Genomic DNA, 16,377 nt, shown 5'->3' with positions numbered 1-16,377 from the left:
AAAAATCTGCATGAGTCTGCCGATACCTTCTACACTTACGTTAACTCAGCGTGCTTCGGCTCACTGTGATGATAGACCTCAGGGTGAGCCAATAAGTTTATTGGTTATTCACAATATTAGCCTGCCGGCAGGCCATTTTACTAGCGATCCGCAGACCAGTTACATTGATGCGCTATTTTGCGGTACTCTGAACACCAATGAGCATCCCTCTTTTGCTGATTTAGCTGGCGTGAGAGTGTCGGCGCACTGTGTGATTTGGCGTAACGGGCAAATTTTTCAATATGTACCTTTTGCTAAACGTGCTTGGCATGCTGGCGTTAGCAGTTTTGCTGGGCGTGAGCGTTGTAATGATTTTTCTATTGGTATTGAGTTAGAAGGGACGGATCAGATCCCTTATACTGAACCGCAGTATCATAGTTTACTGGCCCTGAGCCGGTATCTGATGCAGCAATATCCGGCGATTACCCTGGATCGGGTTGTCGGACATTGTGATATTGCGCCAGGTCGAAAAACCGACCCTGGCGTGGTTTTTGATTGGCCGCGCTTTAAACAAGCGCTAAAGGAGAACAAGGCATGACCTTAATCAGTATGTTACTGGCATTAATAATTGAACGACTTGCCGTGCGCAGCGACGCTTGGCAAGCACGTCCTTATTGTCAGGCATATCTAAACCTTACTGCTCGCTCAGGTATGAGCAAATTGGCCGAGCATCCGCTTGGCCGTTATTTATGGATAATGCTACCGGGCTTATTGGTTGCCTTATGTTTGCTGTTATTAGATAGCCGACTGATTACGCTGATAGTGAATACGCTGGTGTTATTAGTGGGTATTGGCTGTTGGCACTATCGCCAGCTGTATAAACAATACTTAAATGCGCTAGATCGCAGTGACGACGAAGCGGCCTATTTAGCCATGCAGCAAATTCGTACCGACAGTCGTAGCACTGTTGACGATTCTAATGGCTTATTATTGGTATGGCTAAACTTCCGTTACTATGCGGCAGTGGTTTTCTGGTTTTTACTATTGGGCGTATTTGGTGTCATCACTTATGCTTTACTGCGCCATTTAAATGAGCAAACCGCGCTTACAGCGGAAACAGCAACGGCTCAAGCTGATCCGCTGGCACAGAGCACTGCTGCTGAAGCTATCATCATCGATGAGGCTGAGGTCGCGATCATTGTAGAAACTGAGATAGTTGAAGATATTGCGACCAGTTCAGATGCCGCTGCGACCGCTGCGCCAGTCGCTGGCCAAAGCAAAGATGCGGTACATTATTTATTGCATTGGGCCGACTTTTTCCCAGCTCGGCTATTTGGCTTAGGCTTTGCGTTGGTTGGGTATTTCTCGCGGGCTTCTAACGCCTTATTGGGCTACTTTCTTGACGTTACCGCTAACAATCAGCAAGTTGTTACCGATGTGGCTAAAGCAGCAGAACCTATTCTGGAGTCGCCGCAGCAAAACAGCGATGATACCAGCGCCATGGTTCAGCTAGCCAAACGCAATATGCTGTTCTTTTTAGCCTTTACGGCTATTTTAACGCTAAGCGGCTGGTTAAGTTAAAGCCGAATAAAACCCAAAGGTGTCTCTAAAGCGATCTCTTTCCCATACTAAGTGATTCGCAATGCAGAACCTTTGGGTTAGTCTAAATAAGGTAGTAGCATTTTGTCGGATACTTGCAACCTGGCTAGTTAGTCAAACCGATGCGCCGCAACATCTCAATTAATTCAGCTTCTCTACCATCTTTTGGCCAGCCAATTATAGAACCTTGTAATCGCCCATCCAGATAAAAATAGAAGGTCGGTGAGCCCCAATTATCTATTTCTGGCCAATTCTGTGCTAGATACACTTCAGCAATATTATTGTCTGTTTCTGGCTTTATGCCTGCGGAGGCAATTCGAGTACTATATTGTTGGAACAATTTTGCCAGTTCCGGCGTGTTGTTTAGAAATTGTTCAAACTGTCGAGAGAAATGACACCCGCTTCTAGTCACCATTAGAATTTGCGGCCCAGGTTGAAACATAAAGTTATGCCAGTGGCGCTGTCCATTCTGATAAAGGAAAATTGGCCTGCCTGGGCTATCTTGAATGGCTTCCGGTAATGTCGGTAAGATATTATTAGTTAGATTATACTGTTTTTTTAGTTGTTCAGCCCAAATGGTATCCCGAGCGAGAATAGCGATGGTCAGCAAATTTTCTGCTAGTACTCTGCTATCGTCATTAAGAATCCAAGGATATCGCTTTGCGGCCTCGTAAGCCCGCAGTTCCTTTTTTTCATATAAAAGCGCTATCAGATAGTTGCTCAGACTCACTTGATCGGACTGCTGATGAATAATGCTCGCTTGTTTTAAATAACAGCGTTCAAAATGGGCGCGCGTTCTGGCTTGCTGATTCCGCAGAATATTCCCATTGCTATGGTCTTCATTAATTTGACGATATTGCGCGAGCAACTCTTTTGCATTATTACTGCAAGGTGCAGCATCTAAGGCAGCTATTTGAGTGGTTAAAGCAAAGAATATGGCAATCATTTTGATCCTTAACAAGCGACAACTTCTGGAGATATTGTCGCTTGTATCATGTTATTTACAGTGAGCAGGGCTACAAATGTAACCATGATACTCTTCAACATAGTTTTTCTAGGCTATTTCAAATAACTTTTGCTCCAGGGTTTGGCCTTTGGTGAGGCTACGGTAGTTGCAGCCATGTTGAGCTAAGGTTTGCAGTAGTAAAATATCAAAGTTGCTGGCGTGTTCGGCATGCAGGCTAAACACCAGCTGTTTTCTTTGAGGTTGTTTAATGCTGTGCACTGCGGTTAATTGTTGTAGCTGTTGCAGCAATACCGGCGAGATCTCTTGCTCTAGCTGCAAGGTAAGATACTGGGTATTTTGCCCCTGCTGTGGCGTATTGCTACTGCTCTGCAATATGCCTTTATCTAAAAATAGCACCTTATTACACAGCTGCTCTAGCTCAAAAATATTATGCGAGCTAATTAAGAAACTGCACTCGCCGCTTAATTGGCTAATCAGTTGGCGAATGGCTAAGGCATTCGCAGGATCTAAACCGGCAGTGGGTTCATCTAACAACACCAGCTGTGGCTGGCCAATAAAGGCTTGCGCTATAGCTGCGCGTTTGCGCATACCATGGCTTAACATCGCCGCCTTATGTTTGGCTACCGTTGCCAAATCAACCAAGGTTAGTACGCGCATCGCTTCGTCGGTAGCGGCTTTAGCCGTTAAGCCTTGTAACCGACCGTAAAACTGCAGTTGTTCAAGAATGCTAAAGCTTGGATCAAACTGCGCATCTTGTGGCAGGGCGCCCACTTTACCAAAAAGTGCGGCACTGCCAGCTGGCTGACCAAGAATTGTCACACTGCCACTGTCAGCAGCTAAATAGCCACATAAAATACTAAATAAGGTGGTTTTGCCTGCGCCATTTGGGCCAATTAAGGCCGCGGTATCGCCTAGCTCTAGGCTAAAGTCCAGCTGTTGTAATACGGCTTTACGACCAAAGTGCTTGCTTAGTTGTTGACAGCGAATTAGCGAACTCATAATGCTCTCCGTTTTAAAATGCCATAAGCAACCAGCAACAAAACCAGCGTTTGTAGCAAAGGTAGGGTAGCAAATTGCAGGGTTTGCCAGCCTTGTACGGTGGCAAGTTTGGCAACCTGCGCGCCTAAAAGGTAGCTATGGACAAAGGCGAGCGACGGTACAGCGCTGGTCAGCCAACTTAACAACGCTGCGCCAACACCTAGACTCACAATGGCGAGCGTTATCGCCAATTTGGTATTGGCCGCTAAGGCGGAAAATACACTCATCAAGGCGGTAAAGGGCAGTAAAATCAAGAGCAAGTTTAGCCAAATCACCAGCGCGCTTTCTAGAATCGCCCAACTTAGGCCCTTGTTGTTCCATGCCAAGATCGCCAAGGTTGCTATTAAGCTGAGTAAAATTAAGCTGCTCTGTACCAGCATTTGCCCAGCAAAACGTCCTAGCAACATGGCAAGCCGGCTGGTGCGTAAACTTAAAAAGCGTAAGGTGCCACGCTCTTTATCACTACACAGTTGGTTGGCGGTGAAAAAAATACAAAAAATCGGCAGCATAAATAAGCTTAGTAGCCAATACAACGTGAGTTCGGGGGTGGGCCAGTTGCCAAGGTGCTGCAAAATATTGCTGCCTAAAACGCGAACTTGGGTATTCGTACTCATTAGCGAATTGACTAATTTGGTAGCTGGTAAAATAAGCGAGTAGAGGATCAGGCACCAAATAACCGCTGTGGCGGCCAACGTCATCAAACCACTACGGGTTTGGCACAGTCGGCGTAGTTCAAATAGGGCGAACAGGGCGGTATGGTTTAGCACTAAACCAAGCTGAGGCATCGGCGAATCCTTTCATTACAGTAAGATAATGACAGATGTTACCTGAGAGCCAGTTAATTGACTAGCCTGTGATGATTAGCACTGGGCGCTGCGGTAGCACGCGGTAAGCTGACGAGAAAATGCTGTGTGAGTTTTATTTTGCATAATGGTCAGACCAATTTATTTCACTATTGAAACGCTGGTCATTAATTGAGTAATAACTCTAATTTTTAACGGTTGCCAGACTCAAAAAAATCTGCTTTATTTACATCTTGCGCAGAAAATGCTAGCCTGCTGTCCAAATTTTTAAAATTGGTAAGACCAATTTACCGAAGTGGTAAAGTAAGGATTGTACTGACCCCTATGGCAGACTTAAAAATAAAGCCCGCAAAGCTGTCTGATCAAATTGTTGCTCAGCTAGAGCACTTGCTATTGGAAGGTAGTTTTCAGCCTGGGCAAAAGTTGCCATCGGAGCGCGAGCTGGCCGAACGCTTTGCGGTATCGCGGCCGTCATTGCGCGAAGCGATTCAAAAATTAGAGGCCAAGGGGCTGGTGACGCGTCGCCAAGGTGGTGGCACCTATGTTTGCGATAATTTGCTTAAGGATTTAACCGATCCGCTTTTTACCCTCATGGCGCAGTACCCTGATTCGCAGTTCGACTTTTTAGAATTTCGCCATGCGCTAGAAGGCATTTGTGCCTACTACGCAGCCTTGCGTGGTACTGAAGCCGACCATAAAAAAATTAAAACCTATTACGAAGAAATTTGTTTAAACCAACAATTACAAGATGCCGAAGCGGAAGCCAAAGCTGTTAGCCAGTTTTATTTGGCGGTAGCCGAAGCCTCGCATAATGTGGTGTTGTTACATTTGGTTAGAAGCTTAACGCCACTAACCGAACAAAATATCCGTTTAAATTTAGCTGCGTTGCAGGAACGTGACGGTATTGCTGATAAGCTCAATGAGCATCGGCGGCGGCTAATGCAAGCGGTCATTAGCCGAGAGCCAGAGCTAGCCCGTCAAGCCAGTAATGGTCACTTAGCCTTTATAGAAGAAGCCTTGCTGGAAGTGAGCAAAGAACGATCGCGCATTGAGCGCTCGCTTCGTCGTTCACAGCAGGCATAATATTTTTGCAGCACGCCGGGGGCGTGATTAACCAAAGGAAACCTCGATATGTCTGAAGTCAGTAAGGTTGACATCGACGCTTTAGAAACCAAAGAGTGGCTGGAAGCGTTGGAGTCGGTGGTGCGTACCGAAGGGGTAGAGCGGGCGCAATTTTTGCTTGAGCAAGTGCTAGAGCAAGCTCGGTTAGATGGCGTTGATATGCCAACCGGCGTGACCACCAACTACATCAATACCATTCCACCACAGCAAGAACCGGCTTACCCAGGTGATGTTAACTTGGAACGACGTATCCGTTCGGTGATCCGCTGGAACGCTATTATGATCGTGCTGCGTGGCTCGAAAAAAGATTTGGAATTAGGTGGCCATATGGCGTCGTTCCAATCGTCAGCCGCCTTCTATGAAACCTGTTTTAACCACTTCTTCCGTGCGCCGAATGCCAAAGATGGCGGCGACTTAGTGTACTACCAAGGCCATATTTCACCGGGTATTTATGCCCGTGCCTTTGTGGAAGGGCGCTTAACGGCGGCACAGTTAGATAATTTCCGTCAGGAAGTGGATGGCACCGGTATTTCTAGCTACCCACACCCGAAATTAATGCCCGAGTTTTGGCAGTTCCCCACCGTATCTATGGGTTTAGGCCCGATTACGGCGATTTATCAGGCGCGTTTCTTAAAGTATTTAAATGGCCGTGGTTTAAAAGATACCACCGAGCAGCGCGTTTACGCCTTCTTAGGCGATGGTGAGATGGACGAGCCGGAATCACGCGGTGCCATCAGCTTTGCTGCTCGTGAAAAACTGGGCAACCTGTGCTTCCTTGTTAACTGTAACTTACAGCGCTTAGACGGCCCAGTAATGGGTAACGGTAAGATTATTCAAGAGCTGGAAGGCTTATTCCGTGGTGCTGGCTGGAACGTGATTAAAGTGGTATGGGGCCGTGGTTGGGACAAGCTGCTGGCTAAAGACACCACCGGCAAGCTGTTACAGCTGATGAACGAAACGCTGGATGGTGATTACCAAACCTATAAAGCTAACGATGGCGCTTATGTACGTAAGCATTTCTTCGGTCGTTACCCAGAAACTGCAGCTTTAGTTGCGGATATGACTGACGAAGAAATCTTCGCCTTAAAACGCGGTGGTCATGAGCCATCAAAACTGTTTGCGGCCTTTAAAGCGGCGCAAAACTGCACCGACAAGCCAACGGTTATTTTAGCCAAAACCGTAAAAGGTTATGGCATGGGCGATGCGGCAGAAGGTAAAAACATTGCGCACCAGGTGAAGAAAATGGACCTGACGCATGTAAAACAACTGCGTACCCGTTTAGGTTTAGAAGACTACATTAGCGAAGAGCAAGTAGCCGACTTACCGTACATTAAGCTGCCAGAAGGCTCGCCAGAGCTGAAATACCTGCACGATCGGCGTCAGGCATTACATGGCTACACACCAGTGCGTTTGCCAAACTTTAGCGAAACGCTAACCCTGCCAGAGTTGTCAGCTTTTGATTCGTTATTAGAAGAGCAAAAGCGCGAAATCTCTACCACTTTAGCCTATGTGCGTGCCTTAAATATCTTGTTAAAAGACAAGCATATTGGTCAGCGCATTGTGCCGATCATTGCTGACGAAGCCCGTACCTTTGGTATGGAAGGTTTATTCCGTCAGATCGGTATCTATAACCCAAGCGGTCAAAACTACACGCCAGAAGATCGCTCTGTGGTGTCGTACTACAAAGAAGATACAGCGGGTCAGGTACTGCAAGAGGGGATTAACGAGTTAGGTGCTATGTCGTCTTGGGTTGCTGCGGCCACCTCGTACAGCACCAACGATTTACCGATGATCCCGTTCTACATTTACTACTCGATGTTTGGTTTCCAACGCGTCGGTGATATGGCGTGGTTGGCTGGCGATCAGCAAGCACGTGGTTTCTTATTAGGTGCTACAGCCGGCCGGACTACGCTAAACGGCGAAGGCTTACAGCACGAAGATGGTCATAGCCATATTCTGGCTGGCACAGTACCGAACTGTATCTCTTACGATCCAACCTACGCTTACGAGCTCGCCGTCATTATGCAAGACGGTATTCGTCGTATGTACGGTCCAGCGCAGGAAAATATTTACTACTACATTACCGTGATGAACGAAAGTTACCATCACCCAGCGATGCCGCAAGGCGCCGAAGAAGGCATTCGGAAAGGGATCTACAAGCTGGAGTCGTTTAACGGTGGTCGCGGTAAAGTGCAGTTATTAGGTTCTGGCACCATTTTAAATGAAGTGCGTAAAGCCGCTGATATTCTAAGCAAAGACTACGATGTGGCGTCAGACGTGTACTCGGTAACCTCGTTTAACGAGTTAGCGCGTGATGGTCAGGATTGCGAGCGTTTTAATATGCTGCATCCAGAAGCGGCTGAGAAGGTGCCTTTTGTGTCGCAAGTGTTAAACAAAGCGCCGGCGATTGCTGCCACCGACTATATGAAAAACTACGCTGAGCAAATTCGTGCCTTCGTGCCGGGCAATGCTTATAAAGTGTTGGGTACTGATGGTTTTGGTCGTTCTGACAGCCGCGAAAACCTGCGCCGTCACTTTGAAGTGAATGCCGGTTATATCGTAGTGGCTGCACTGAATGAGTTAGCCAAGCAGGGCGAGTTGAAGAAAGCGGTAGTGGCCGAAGCCATTAAGAAATTTGGCATCGACGCCGACAAAATCAACCCGCTGTACGCATAAGAGGATTGGTCATGACGATTGAAATTCAAGTACCAGACATTGGTGCCGATGAGGTAGAAGTTACCGAAATTCTGGTCAAGGTCGGCGATGTGGTTGCCGCTGATCAGTCGCTATTAAGCGTAGAAGGTGACAAAGCTTCTATGGAAGTACCGGCCGCGGTAGCAGGCACGGTAAAAGAAATTAAAGTGAGCGTGGGCGATAAAGTCAAAACGGGCAGCCTGATTATGGTGTTTGCCGCTGCAGACGCTAAGCCCGCCGCTGCAGCTGAAGTAACGCCAGCGCCTGCTAAAGCAGAGGCCCCTGCTGCTGCACCAGTCGCTGCCGAGCTAAAAGAGGTTGCTGTACCAGATATCGGTGGTGATGAAGTGGAAGTCACTGAGATTATGGTCAAGGTAGGCGATACCGTTAGCGCTGATCAGTCACTGCTTAGCGTTGAAGGCGATAAAGCCTCGATGGAAGTACCTGCGCCGTTCGCGGGTGTGGTGAAAGAGATCAAAGTACAAACCGGCAGCAAAGTAAAAACCGGCAGCCTGATTATGGTGTTTGAGGTTGCAGGCTCGGCACCAGCCGCCGCTAGCGCACCTGTCGCAGCACCAGCAGCACCAGCGGCTGCAGCGAGCACCGAGCAAAAAGAGGTCGCAGTACCGGATATTGGCGGTGATGAAGTGGAAGTCACCGAGATTATGGTCAAAGTAGGCGATACGGTTGCTGCTGATCAATCGCTACTGAGTGTTGAAGGCGATAAAGCCTCAATGGAAGTGCCTGCACCGTTCGCCGGTGTGGTAAAAGACATCAAAGTACAAACCGGTAGCAAGGTAAAAACCGGTAGCTTGATTATGGTGTTTGAAGTAGCCGGTTCTGCCAAAGCCGCCGCATCTGCTGCTGCGCCAGCAGCTACCAGTGCACCAGCAGCTGCCAGTGCGCCTGCTAGCACGCCAGCGGCTGCAACAGCGTCAGCACCTGCTCCGGCTCAAGCGGATGGCTTTGTAGAAAACAGCGCCTATGCTCACGCTTCGCCAGTGATTCGCCGCTTAGCACGCGAATTTGGCATTAATCTGGCCAAGGTGAAAGGCTCGGGCCGTAAGGGTCGTGTGGTCAAAGAAGACGTACAAAACTACGTGAAACAGTTAGTGAAGCAAGTGGAAAGCGGCGCAGCTCCGGCGGCAGGCGCAACCACTGGCGGCAATAATATGGGCTTTGACTTACTGGCGTGGCCAAAGGTCGACTTTGCTAAGTTTGGCGAAGTAGAAACCAAAGCCTTGTCGCGTATTCAAAAGCTGTCGGGTGCTAACTTGCATCGGAACTGGGTACGTATTCCGCATGTTACGCAATTTGACGAAGCCGATATCACCGGCTTGGAAGACTTCCGCAAAGAGCAAAATGCGCTGGCCGATAAGAAGAAAATGGGCGTTAAATACACCCCATTGGTCTTTATTATGAAAGCCGTAGCGAAAGCGTTGGAAGAATTCCCTACTTTCAACAGTTCTTTGTCGGAAGATGGCGCCAGCTTGATCCTGAAAAAGTACGTGCATCTAGGCATTGCGGTAGATACGCCAAATGGCCTAGTGGTGCCGGTAGTTAAAGATGTGAACAAGAAAGGCATTATCGAGCTGTCGCGCGAGCTGCAGGATATTTCGGTAAAAGCGCGGGAAGGTAAATTAACGGCCAGCGATATGCAGGGCGGCTGCTTTACCATCTCTAGCCTGGGTGGCATTGGCGGTACTGCCTTTACGCCTATCGTTAACGCGCCAGAAGTGGCCATTTTGGGTGTCTCGAAATCGGAGATTAAACCAAAATGGAACGGCAAAGACTTTGAACCTAAGTTAATGCTACCCTTATCGGTATCGTACGACCATAGGGTAATTGACGGCGCACTGGCGGCACGCTTTACTGCCACCTTAGCCAGTTACCTGGCCGATATTCGGCAAATTATTATGTAATGGCTACCGGCAGGCGAAATTATCTGTCCTGCCGGTAAAAATTGGCGACAATAGTCGGCACCAATGTTAAAATTCTGCCACTTTTTTCGCCTGATAGCTTCGATCCGTAATGCTATGGATTTTAAAGTGCTGCGAGGCGGCGAGCATTCGCACTGTTATGAGCTTAGTGCCGATTAGTGAGCTAAGTGATTGACCGCAGAGCATCGCCAAGCCGTATGCGCTTTAAAGACCACGGATAAGCTATCAGTACCCTGACCCGAAGCTAAAAGGTATTAGAATGAGCAACGATATCAAAACTCAAGTAGTTGTAGTGGGCGCAGGCCCTGGTGGTTATTCTGCAGCGTTCCGTGCCGCAGATTTAGGCTTAGAAGTTACCTTAGTTGAAGCGCGCAGCACCTTAGGTGGCGTTTGCTTAAACGTAGGCTGTATCCCATCAAAAGCCCTATTACACGTTGCCAAAGTCATTGACGATGCCCGCGAAATGGCCTCACACGGTGTGACCTTTGGTGCACCACAAATCGATTTAGATAAAATTCGCGAGTGGAAAGACAAAGTGGTTGGTCAATTAACCAACGGCTTAGGCGGCATGGCCAAAATGCGTAAAGTGAAAGTAGTAAACGGTTTCGGTAAATTTACTGGCCCGAATACCTTACAGGTTGGCGATACCACCATCACTTTTGAACAAGCCATCATCGCTGCTGGTTCTGAGCCAGTAGCCCTGCCGTTTATTCCAAAAAATGATCCACGCGTTATCGACTCTACTGGCGCTTTAGAATTAAAAGATATTCCTGGCGAAATGCTGGTATTAGGTGGCGGTATTATCGGTCTGGAAATGGGTACTGTGTACCGTGCCCTAGGTTCTAAAGTATCAGTAGTAGAATTTGCTGATCAGTTAGTACCAGCAGCCGATGCCGATATCGTGAAAGCCTACACCAAGTTCAACAGCAAACACTTTAACATTATGCTGTCTACTAAGGTAACTGCAGTTGAAGCGAAAGACGACGGTTTATACGTGACGTTTGAAGGCAAAAACGCGCCAGCTAACCCAGTACGTTACGACAAGATCTTAGTTGCTGTTGGCCGTAAGCCAAACGGTAACCTGTTAGACGCGGCTAAAGCGGGCGTAAACGTGGATGAGCGTGGCTTTATCAATGTTGATAAGCAACTGCGCACCAACGTTGGCCATATCTATGCAATCGGTGACGTGATTGGTCAGCCAATGTTAGCGCACAAAGCCGTTCATGAAGGCCACGTTGCCGCTGAAGTGATCTCTGGCTTAAAGCACTTCTTCGATCCACGCTGCATCCCATCAGTAGCCTATACCGATCCAGAAATGGCGTGGACTGGCGTAACCGAGAAAGAAGCGAAAGAGCAAGGCTTAAAGTACGAAACTGCCACCTTCCCATGGGCAGCGTCTGGCCGTGCTATCGCCTCAGCCCGTACTGAAGGTTTCACTAAGTTAATTTTCGACAAAGACACGCACCGCATCATTGGTGGCGCTATTGTTGGTATTAACGCCGGCGAAATGCTGGGCGAAATCTGCTTAGCGGTAGAAATGGGTGCTGACGCTGAAGATATCGCGTTAACCATCCACGCTCACCCAACGCTAAACGAGTCTATCGGCTTAGCGGCAGAGATCTACGAAGGGTCAATTACCGACCTACCAAATCCAAAAGCGAAGAAGAAGTAATTTTTCTGAGTTGATTGAAAAAAAGGCCGCGAATGCGGCCTTTGTTGTTAATGATACCAATCTAATTACATCTGACTCCAAGATCCAATAGCAAGGGCATTACTCGAATAGATGGCGTGTTGCTGCCATTTGCTGGTGGAGTATTCGCAGGACAAAGAGATTACCATCAGTACTCCGGTAGAAAATAGCATGGTGTTGATGATCATGCCGCCGGATATTCTTGCCAATCTCTTCACTGGCGATGCCAATAAAGGGATGTTCGCTAAGTAACGTTAATACCTTTTCCAAAGCTTGCGTATAAGCATCAGCCTGACTGACACCAAAATTGAGCAGGGTGTACTCGTAAATAGCGGCAAAGTCTTCAGCGGCAAGCCGCGAAAGTTTATACATTGTGCTTTTGTTTTACCTGATCGGCAATTTGGCTTAGCGTTAAATCACTTATTCCGCTTTGCTCGCCTGCCGCCACAGCCTGTCGTAACGCGACCAGTTGTTTTTCCTGACGTTCCAGCAACCTAAGTGCCGAGCGCACTACTTCACTGGTGGAACCATACCGACCTGTGGCAATTAATTCGCTAATAAAATCGTCCAATTGTGCGCCAATTGTCACACTGGTTGTTCTAGCCATTAGTCGCTCCTGTATGATTAATTAACACAAATTGTAGCCCAATTAGCCGGAAAGTGCTCCGAAAGTTATTAGCTGGCGCAGTAAAGTTTGGCAGAAGTTGTTACCATAGCCACAGGTAATAACTGCATTTAATGCTGGAGCTTAAAGATGGATTTAGACGACGCACAAGACTGGGCTTGGTGTGACAGCCAGTTTGCGGCCATTGAAACTTACGTAAAAACCCAGCAAATCCCGCATGGCGTGATTTGCGACTGGCCGGAATGGTATACCGCACCTTATGTTGGGTTATGGGCAGTCGAAGACCCAGAAGATCCGGGCTTTGTCGGACACTGGATTCTGGCTGGCGATAGCACCGGTGTGCAACCTCAAGCCGTGCCGTTTGATCACCTGAGCGCCACCGATTTACCTGAACCCCGGGATGCGATGGCCGCCTTTGCGCGTAAATGGACCACGCTCGCCGCAGCCGCCAATAAAGGGACAGCTTGGCAAGGCAGCCCAGAGCTTAGCGGCGATTTGGCCACGCAGGCGAAACAACTTAGCCGTCAGGCGCAGTTGCTGGCAATGTGGGCGGCTGATGATGAGTTGTGGGATCTGGATTAAGCTGATGAAATCTTGGATCCTGTCGATACTGCTGGCAGTAAGTCTCTTTCTGGGGATTAGCTGGTATAAAGAGCGCGGCTTGTTAGCGCAAGCGAGTGTAGCACCGGCCTTTATCGCGGTAACGCTAGAAGGCGAGTTATTTCGTTCCGCCCAGTTATTTGGTAAGGGAATAGCAGCGCAGCAATTACCAGATCAGCAAGTGCATGGCCAAAAAACCTTACTGTATTTTTTTGCGCCTTGGTGCGGTATTTGCCGGCTGAGTATGCCCAACCTCAAATACCTAGAAGTCGATAACGAAGACCTCGTAGTTTACGCCGTTGCGCTGCAATATGATTCAGCCGAACAGGTAAGTGAGTTTATTGCTGATTTAGACTTGCAGGTGCCGGTATTGCTGGGCAATCAACAAATGGCGGCAGATTTTCAAATTCAGGGTTTTCCTACTTATTATGTCATTGATGCAGAGGGAAATATTAGCGCGAAGTCGCTAGGCTATAGCACGGCGCTGGGGCTTTGGTTGCGCAGCCGTTAGTCGCTGCTGGAACAGCGGTGATTTGTTCAGGAATTTAATATTATTTAAAAGGCTAGTGCGGTCTTACGCAAGAGAAAAACAGTTAATCAAGGATGAAAGATGCGGGTTATGTTAAGTGTGATTTTGCTGTTGTTAGTGTTGTTGTCAAACACTACTTCCGCCCAGCAGCAGTATACCGAGGCAACGTGTTTACTGTTGCAGCAGCAAATAGATCGTTTTGCGGCGCAGCCAGAAAGTCGGTATTATCGGCAAGCTCAGCGGGATTTTAACCAGCATTGCCAAAACCCCATAGCGGCACCTGCTAAGCCGTTGGTGTTAAGCAATGTGCCGCCTAAAACGATTGCGCCTTCTCCGGTAGCTAGCTCAACCACCGAGCCTGTAGTTTTAGCCGCCACGCCTGAAAACACTGCCGCGGTCCCATTTAAGCTTGATATGGGCGCTATGATGTTTAGCTTGTTTCAGCCTTATATTCCTTACATCGTTATTTTCCTGCTGGCGTTAATATTATTTCGCCTGGTCTTTTGGCTGTTGTTTGCTAATCAGGCGCAGTTTTTGGGCGCTATGGCTGAACGGCAATTACACCGTGTGTTGTTAAAGCGGTTGCCAGAAGGTTATCAGCACTATCGTAATCTGGTCTTGCAGACGGCGCAGGGCGATTTAACCGAGATTGATCATCTGGTACTGAGCCGTTTTGGTATTTTTGTGGTGGAAGTAAAAAACTACCGGGGGTGGATCTTCGGCAGTGAGCAGCAGGACTATTGGACAGTTCAGCATTTTCGGCGTAAACACCGTTTTCAGAGTCCTTTACGGCAAAATCATAAGCATACTGAGGCTGTAAAGTTTGCCCTGGGGTTAACTTTGCAAGAAAGCACACAAGTGCATTCGGTGGTGGCTTTTAGTGAGCGGGCAGAACTAAAAACAGTATTACCTCCCAACGTATGTTTTATTCAGCAAGTACCAGATTTTATCCAACAACTTACCCAGCCATGTTTTAGTGATGATCAACTGCGCCAGTTTACTGCCAAACTCAATCTTACTGCCTCCGCGCAATCTGCTATGCGCAAAGCCCATAAACAACAGATTACCGGACCGCAGCGCTAGCGGGGGACAATAGTGTTGTAAAGGCACTGCATCTCTGTAATGATTAGTGGGTGCTAACTTAAAAAAGGATTTTTATGAAAAAGTTTCTATTGCTGTTGCTGGTCGTAGCTGGCATTTACCATTTTCAGGGTAGCAATATAAGCAATGCCTTGGATGAAGGCTTTCAAAATGTTGTAGCCGAGCAAAGCGAGAGCCTGCAACCTCGTCTATCCGCTCAGCAGCTTGAGTTACAAAAAACGCTAGTACGGATCCGTAATAACGGCCCCTTTCCATACGATCGTGATGGTATTACTTTTCATAACCGAGAACGTTTGTTGCCGATTAAGCACAGCGGTTATTACCGGGAATATACTGTAGATACACCTAGCCTTTCTCATCGTGGCCCTAGGCGTGTGGTAACGGGAGGAAATCCACCTGATGTTTTTTATTATACCGAAGATCATTACAAATCTTTTCGGCAAATTAGCGGTGTACCATGAATTTGCTTAGCATAAACAGCCGTATCACCTTGCTAGGTGCTGTTGCTCCTGCTGATGTTATTAGCTTAACTGCTAACAGCAGTGTTAACCGCGAGAGCATTTTAAACAGCTTGCAAACTTCATTTCAGTTTCCTGACTATTTTGGTGGCAACTTTGATGCGGCCTATGATCTGTTGCTGGATCAAGTGGATACGTTAAAACAAGCAACGGTTTGGCGTTTTTCCATTGATAGCAAGGCTGCTGTTGACGAACAGGCGTTGGCGTGTTGGCAGCAACTTATGGAAGATCTCATAGATTATGCAAGTGTTAAAGGAATAGAACTTGACGTTGAGCTGTATATTAAGTCTTGCTGATTATTTATTTGCTTTTTTGTTATTTTTTGTTAATATTTTGCTGTTTCAACGCTAAGCTATAATTGAGGCCAAGGAAGACGATATGCATTTCTTTAGTACAAACAAACTTATCGATAAATTTAATAACAACCAGCATTCACAAAGTGAGAGTGTGAAATATTTGGTAGCTCTAATGCTGCTTATTTCTATAGCACAGTACGCAATATCCCTCTGTCCTTCTCCTGAACTGTCCAGTGATGACAAGCTTTATTTATTGGTTGAATTCTTAATAGTGATGTTCTGTACGGTTTTTGGCGTCTACCTATGCTATAAAAAAAGTGAACAAGTTGCATCTGGTGGGTTTTTAGAGAGGTTCATCTGTTTAGCCCTACCCGCTTCTGTGCAGGCTTTCATATTGATAATCATTTTAATATTACTTAGTACTGTTGCGCTAACCGTGATGATTGGTGATGACTCTTACTTTATGGAGAGCCATCTGTTTTTGCTTGCCTTTGTGCTGATCTATGAAATCATTTTTTACCGTATCATTTACAATGCAATCTGTAAGCTGTCTTTAAAGCCGTTGGAAGAAGTTAGTATCCCTAAGTAACCACAGTTATGGGCTTGCCTTGCATATATTATTACAAGAACAACAGGTCTTTTCTATTTACACCCGCACCAGCTCTACTGATGAGCATGTTGCCATGTTGCCTATGCTAACGAAAGGTTTTGTAGATGCAATAATTGAGTAATCGTCAATGCTTGCTCAAAATAATGATGAGATAGTGCATTTCAATTTTAGCGAAACGGAGCCTGTGCAGCTAATTCATTTTGCGTTCTTAAATACCCTGAAATGCGCCAATTAATGCCACTGATTTAATTGGCGTTTACTGCTAG

18 protein-coding genes are annotated in these 16,377 nt (G+C 47.1%); 13 read left to right on the top strand and 5 right to left on the bottom strand.

Annotated elements, in window-relative coordinates; genetic code table 11:
* The first annotated feature begins 10 nt into the window (after positions 1-10).
* Complete coding sequence (gene ampD / locus ACO1PK_RS05335) at positions 11-577, top strand: 1,6-anhydro-N-acetylmuramyl-L-alanine amidase AmpD (RefSeq protein WP_423187638.1); 567 nt, start codon at positions 11-13, stop codon at positions 575-577.
* The gene (ampE, locus tag ACO1PK_RS05330) at positions 574-1,560 is read left to right on the top strand and encodes a regulatory signaling modulator protein AmpE (protein WP_423187637.1); all 987 of its coding nucleotides are present in this window, start codon (positions 574-576) and stop codon (positions 1,558-1,560) included. Before ampD ends, ampE begins: the two co-directional genes overlap by 4 nt.
* A 124-nt stretch (positions 1,561-1,684) precedes the next feature.
* On the opposite strand, the gene ACO1PK_RS05325 is transcribed toward ampE, so the two are convergent.
* The 3 genes from ACO1PK_RS05325 to ACO1PK_RS05315 all read right to left on the bottom strand — a co-directional run bounded on the left by ACO1PK_RS05325 (position 1,685) and on the right by ACO1PK_RS05315 (position 4,368).
* Complete coding sequence (locus tag ACO1PK_RS05325; protein ID WP_423187636.1) at positions 1,685-2,524, bottom strand: hypothetical protein; 840 nt, start codon at positions 2,522-2,524, stop codon at positions 1,685-1,687.
* 108 nt (positions 2,525-2,632) lie between these two features.
* Positions 2,633-3,544 carry an ABC transporter ATP-binding protein gene (locus ACO1PK_RS05320; protein WP_423187635.1) on the bottom strand — a complete coding sequence of 304 codons (912 nt, stop codon included), beginning with the start codon at positions 3,542-3,544 and terminating at the stop codon, positions 2,633-2,635.
* Positions 3,541-4,368, bottom strand: a complete 828-nt coding sequence (locus tag ACO1PK_RS05315; protein ID WP_423187634.1) for an ABC transporter permease subunit — start codon at positions 4,366-4,368, stop codon at positions 3,541-3,543. The genes ACO1PK_RS05320 and ACO1PK_RS05315 overlap by 4 nt, the downstream gene beginning before the upstream one ends.
* A 342-nt stretch (positions 4,369-4,710) precedes the next feature.
* Between ACO1PK_RS05315 and pdhR the strand changes: the two genes are divergently transcribed.
* The 4 genes from pdhR to lpdA all read left to right on the top strand — a co-directional run bounded on the left by pdhR (position 4,711) and on the right by lpdA (position 11,814).
* A complete protein-coding gene (pdhR, locus tag ACO1PK_RS05310) occupies positions 4,711-5,469 on the top strand; it encodes a pyruvate dehydrogenase complex transcriptional repressor PdhR (RefSeq protein ID WP_423187633.1) in 759 nt (252 codons plus the stop codon).
* Between the two features lie 48 nt (positions 5,470-5,517).
* Positions 5,518-8,184 (top strand): pyruvate dehydrogenase (acetyl-transferring), homodimeric type, encoded by a 2,667-nt coding sequence (aceE, locus tag ACO1PK_RS05305; protein ID WP_423187632.1) that lies wholly within the window; start codon positions 5,518-5,520, stop codon positions 8,182-8,184.
* Positions 8,185-8,195: 11 nt separating this feature from the next.
* The gene (gene aceF, locus ACO1PK_RS05300; protein WP_423187631.1) at positions 8,196-10,124 is read left to right on the top strand and encodes a pyruvate dehydrogenase complex dihydrolipoyllysine-residue acetyltransferase; all 1,929 of its coding nucleotides are present in this window, start codon (positions 8,196-8,198) and stop codon (positions 10,122-10,124) included.
* Between the two features lie 277 nt (positions 10,125-10,401).
* A complete protein-coding gene (gene lpdA, locus ACO1PK_RS05295) occupies positions 10,402-11,814 on the top strand; it encodes a dihydrolipoyl dehydrogenase (protein ID WP_423187630.1) in 1,413 nt (470 codons plus the stop codon).
* A gap of 99 nt (positions 11,815-11,913) precedes the next feature.
* Here the strand turns inward: lpdA and ACO1PK_RS05290 are convergent, their stop codons facing one another.
* On the bottom strand, positions 11,914-12,204 hold the full coding sequence (locus ACO1PK_RS05290; protein ID WP_423187629.1) for a type II toxin-antitoxin system RelE/ParE family toxin: 291 nt from the start codon (positions 12,202-12,204) through the stop codon (positions 11,914-11,916).
* Positions 12,197-12,439 carry a type II toxin-antitoxin system ParD family antitoxin gene (locus ACO1PK_RS05285; protein WP_423187628.1) on the bottom strand — a complete coding sequence of 81 codons (243 nt, stop codon included), beginning with the start codon at positions 12,437-12,439 and terminating at the stop codon, positions 12,197-12,199. Before ACO1PK_RS05285 ends, ACO1PK_RS05290 begins: the two co-directional genes overlap by 8 nt.
* Before the next feature lie 147 nt (positions 12,440-12,586).
* Between ACO1PK_RS05285 and ACO1PK_RS05280 the strand changes: the two genes are divergently transcribed.
* From ACO1PK_RS05280 to ACO1PK_RS05250, 7 genes are all read left to right on the top strand, one after another.
* Entirely contained in the window at positions 12,587-13,039 is a 453-nt protein-coding gene (locus ACO1PK_RS05280) for a DUF4826 family protein (RefSeq protein ID WP_423187627.1), read from the top strand.
* Between the two features lie 4 nt (positions 13,040-13,043).
* On the top strand, positions 13,044-13,568 hold the full coding sequence (locus ACO1PK_RS05275) for a TlpA family protein disulfide reductase (protein ID WP_423187626.1): 525 nt from the start codon (positions 13,044-13,046) through the stop codon (positions 13,566-13,568).
* Positions 13,569-13,667: 99 nt separating this feature from the next.
* Positions 13,668-14,669: a nuclease-related domain-containing protein gene (locus ACO1PK_RS05270; protein WP_423187625.1), complete on the top strand. Its 1,002-nt coding sequence runs from the start codon at positions 13,668-13,670 to the stop codon at positions 14,667-14,669.
* A gap of 74 nt (positions 14,670-14,743) precedes the next feature.
* Positions 14,744-15,148 (top strand): ribonuclease domain-containing protein, encoded by a 405-nt coding sequence (locus tag ACO1PK_RS05265; RefSeq protein WP_423187624.1) that lies wholly within the window; start codon positions 14,744-14,746, stop codon positions 15,146-15,148.
* Complete coding sequence (locus ACO1PK_RS05260; protein ID WP_423187623.1) at positions 15,145-15,501, top strand: barstar family protein; 357 nt, start codon at positions 15,145-15,147, stop codon at positions 15,499-15,501. The genes ACO1PK_RS05265 and ACO1PK_RS05260 overlap by 4 nt, the downstream gene beginning before the upstream one ends.
* Before the next feature lie 82 nt (positions 15,502-15,583).
* The gene (locus ACO1PK_RS05255; RefSeq protein WP_423187622.1) at positions 15,584-16,090 is read left to right on the top strand and encodes a hypothetical protein; all 507 of its coding nucleotides are present in this window, start codon (positions 15,584-15,586) and stop codon (positions 16,088-16,090) included.
* Positions 16,091-16,109: 19 nt separating this feature from the next.
* Entirely contained in the window at positions 16,110-16,232 is a 123-nt protein-coding gene (locus tag ACO1PK_RS05250; RefSeq protein ID WP_423187621.1) for a hypothetical protein, read from the top strand.
* The last annotated feature ends 145 nt before the right edge of the window (positions 16,233-16,377 follow it).

The organism is Alishewanella sp. d11, from assembly GCF_049390205.1.
GTDB lineage: Bacteria > Pseudomonadota > Gammaproteobacteria > Enterobacterales > Alteromonadaceae > Alishewanella.
This window is presented reverse-complemented; position numbering and strand designations above follow the sequence as displayed.

Bases quoted from the DNA above. Each gene is read 5' to 3' on its own strand.
- lpdA (WP_423187630.1), top strand. From the start codon at position 10,402: ATGAGCAACGATATCAAAACTCAAGTAGTTGTAGTGGGCGCAGGCCCT.
- ACO1PK_RS05275 (WP_423187626.1), top strand. From the start codon at position 13,044: ATGAAATCTTGGATCCTGTCGATACTGCTGGCAGTAAGTCTCTTTCTG.
- ACO1PK_RS05255 (WP_423187622.1), top strand. From the start codon at position 15,584: ATGCATTTCTTTAGTACAAACAAACTTATCGATAAATTTAATAACAAC.
- ACO1PK_RS05325 (WP_423187636.1), bottom strand. From the start codon at position 2,524: ATGATTGCCATATTCTTTGCTTTAACCACTCAAATAGCTGCCTTAGAT.
- aceE (WP_423187632.1), top strand. From the start codon at position 5,518: ATGTCTGAAGTCAGTAAGGTTGACATCGACGCTTTAGAAACCAAAGAG.
- pdhR (WP_423187633.1), top strand. From the start codon at position 4,711: ATGGCAGACTTAAAAATAAAGCCCGCAAAGCTGTCTGATCAAATTGTT.
- ACO1PK_RS05290 (WP_423187629.1), bottom strand. From the start codon at position 12,204: ATGTATAAACTTTCGCGGCTTGCCGCTGAAGACTTTGCCGCTATTTAC.
- ACO1PK_RS05260 (WP_423187623.1), top strand. From the start codon at position 15,145: ATGAATTTGCTTAGCATAAACAGCCGTATCACCTTGCTAGGTGCTGTT.
- ACO1PK_RS05315 (WP_423187634.1), bottom strand. From the start codon at position 4,368: ATGCCTCAGCTTGGTTTAGTGCTAAACCATACCGCCCTGTTCGCCCTA.
- ampD (WP_423187638.1), top strand. From the start codon at position 11: ATGAGTCTGCCGATACCTTCTACACTTACGTTAACTCAGCGTGCTTCG.
- ACO1PK_RS05270 (WP_423187625.1), top strand. From the start codon at position 13,668: ATGCGGGTTATGTTAAGTGTGATTTTGCTGTTGTTAGTGTTGTTGTCA.
- ACO1PK_RS05280 (WP_423187627.1), top strand. From the start codon at position 12,587: ATGGATTTAGACGACGCACAAGACTGGGCTTGGTGTGACAGCCAGTTT.
- ACO1PK_RS05265 (WP_423187624.1), top strand. From the start codon at position 14,744: ATGAAAAAGTTTCTATTGCTGTTGCTGGTCGTAGCTGGCATTTACCAT.
- ACO1PK_RS05320 (WP_423187635.1), bottom strand. From the start codon at position 3,544: ATGAGTTCGCTAATTCGCTGTCAACAACTAAGCAAGCACTTTGGTCGT.
- ACO1PK_RS05285 (WP_423187628.1), bottom strand. From the start codon at position 12,439: ATGGCTAGAACAACCAGTGTGACAATTGGCGCACAATTGGACGATTTT.
- ampE (WP_423187637.1), top strand. From the start codon at position 574: ATGACCTTAATCAGTATGTTACTGGCATTAATAATTGAACGACTTGCC.
- aceF (WP_423187631.1), top strand. From the start codon at position 8,196: ATGACGATTGAAATTCAAGTACCAGACATTGGTGCCGATGAGGTAGAA.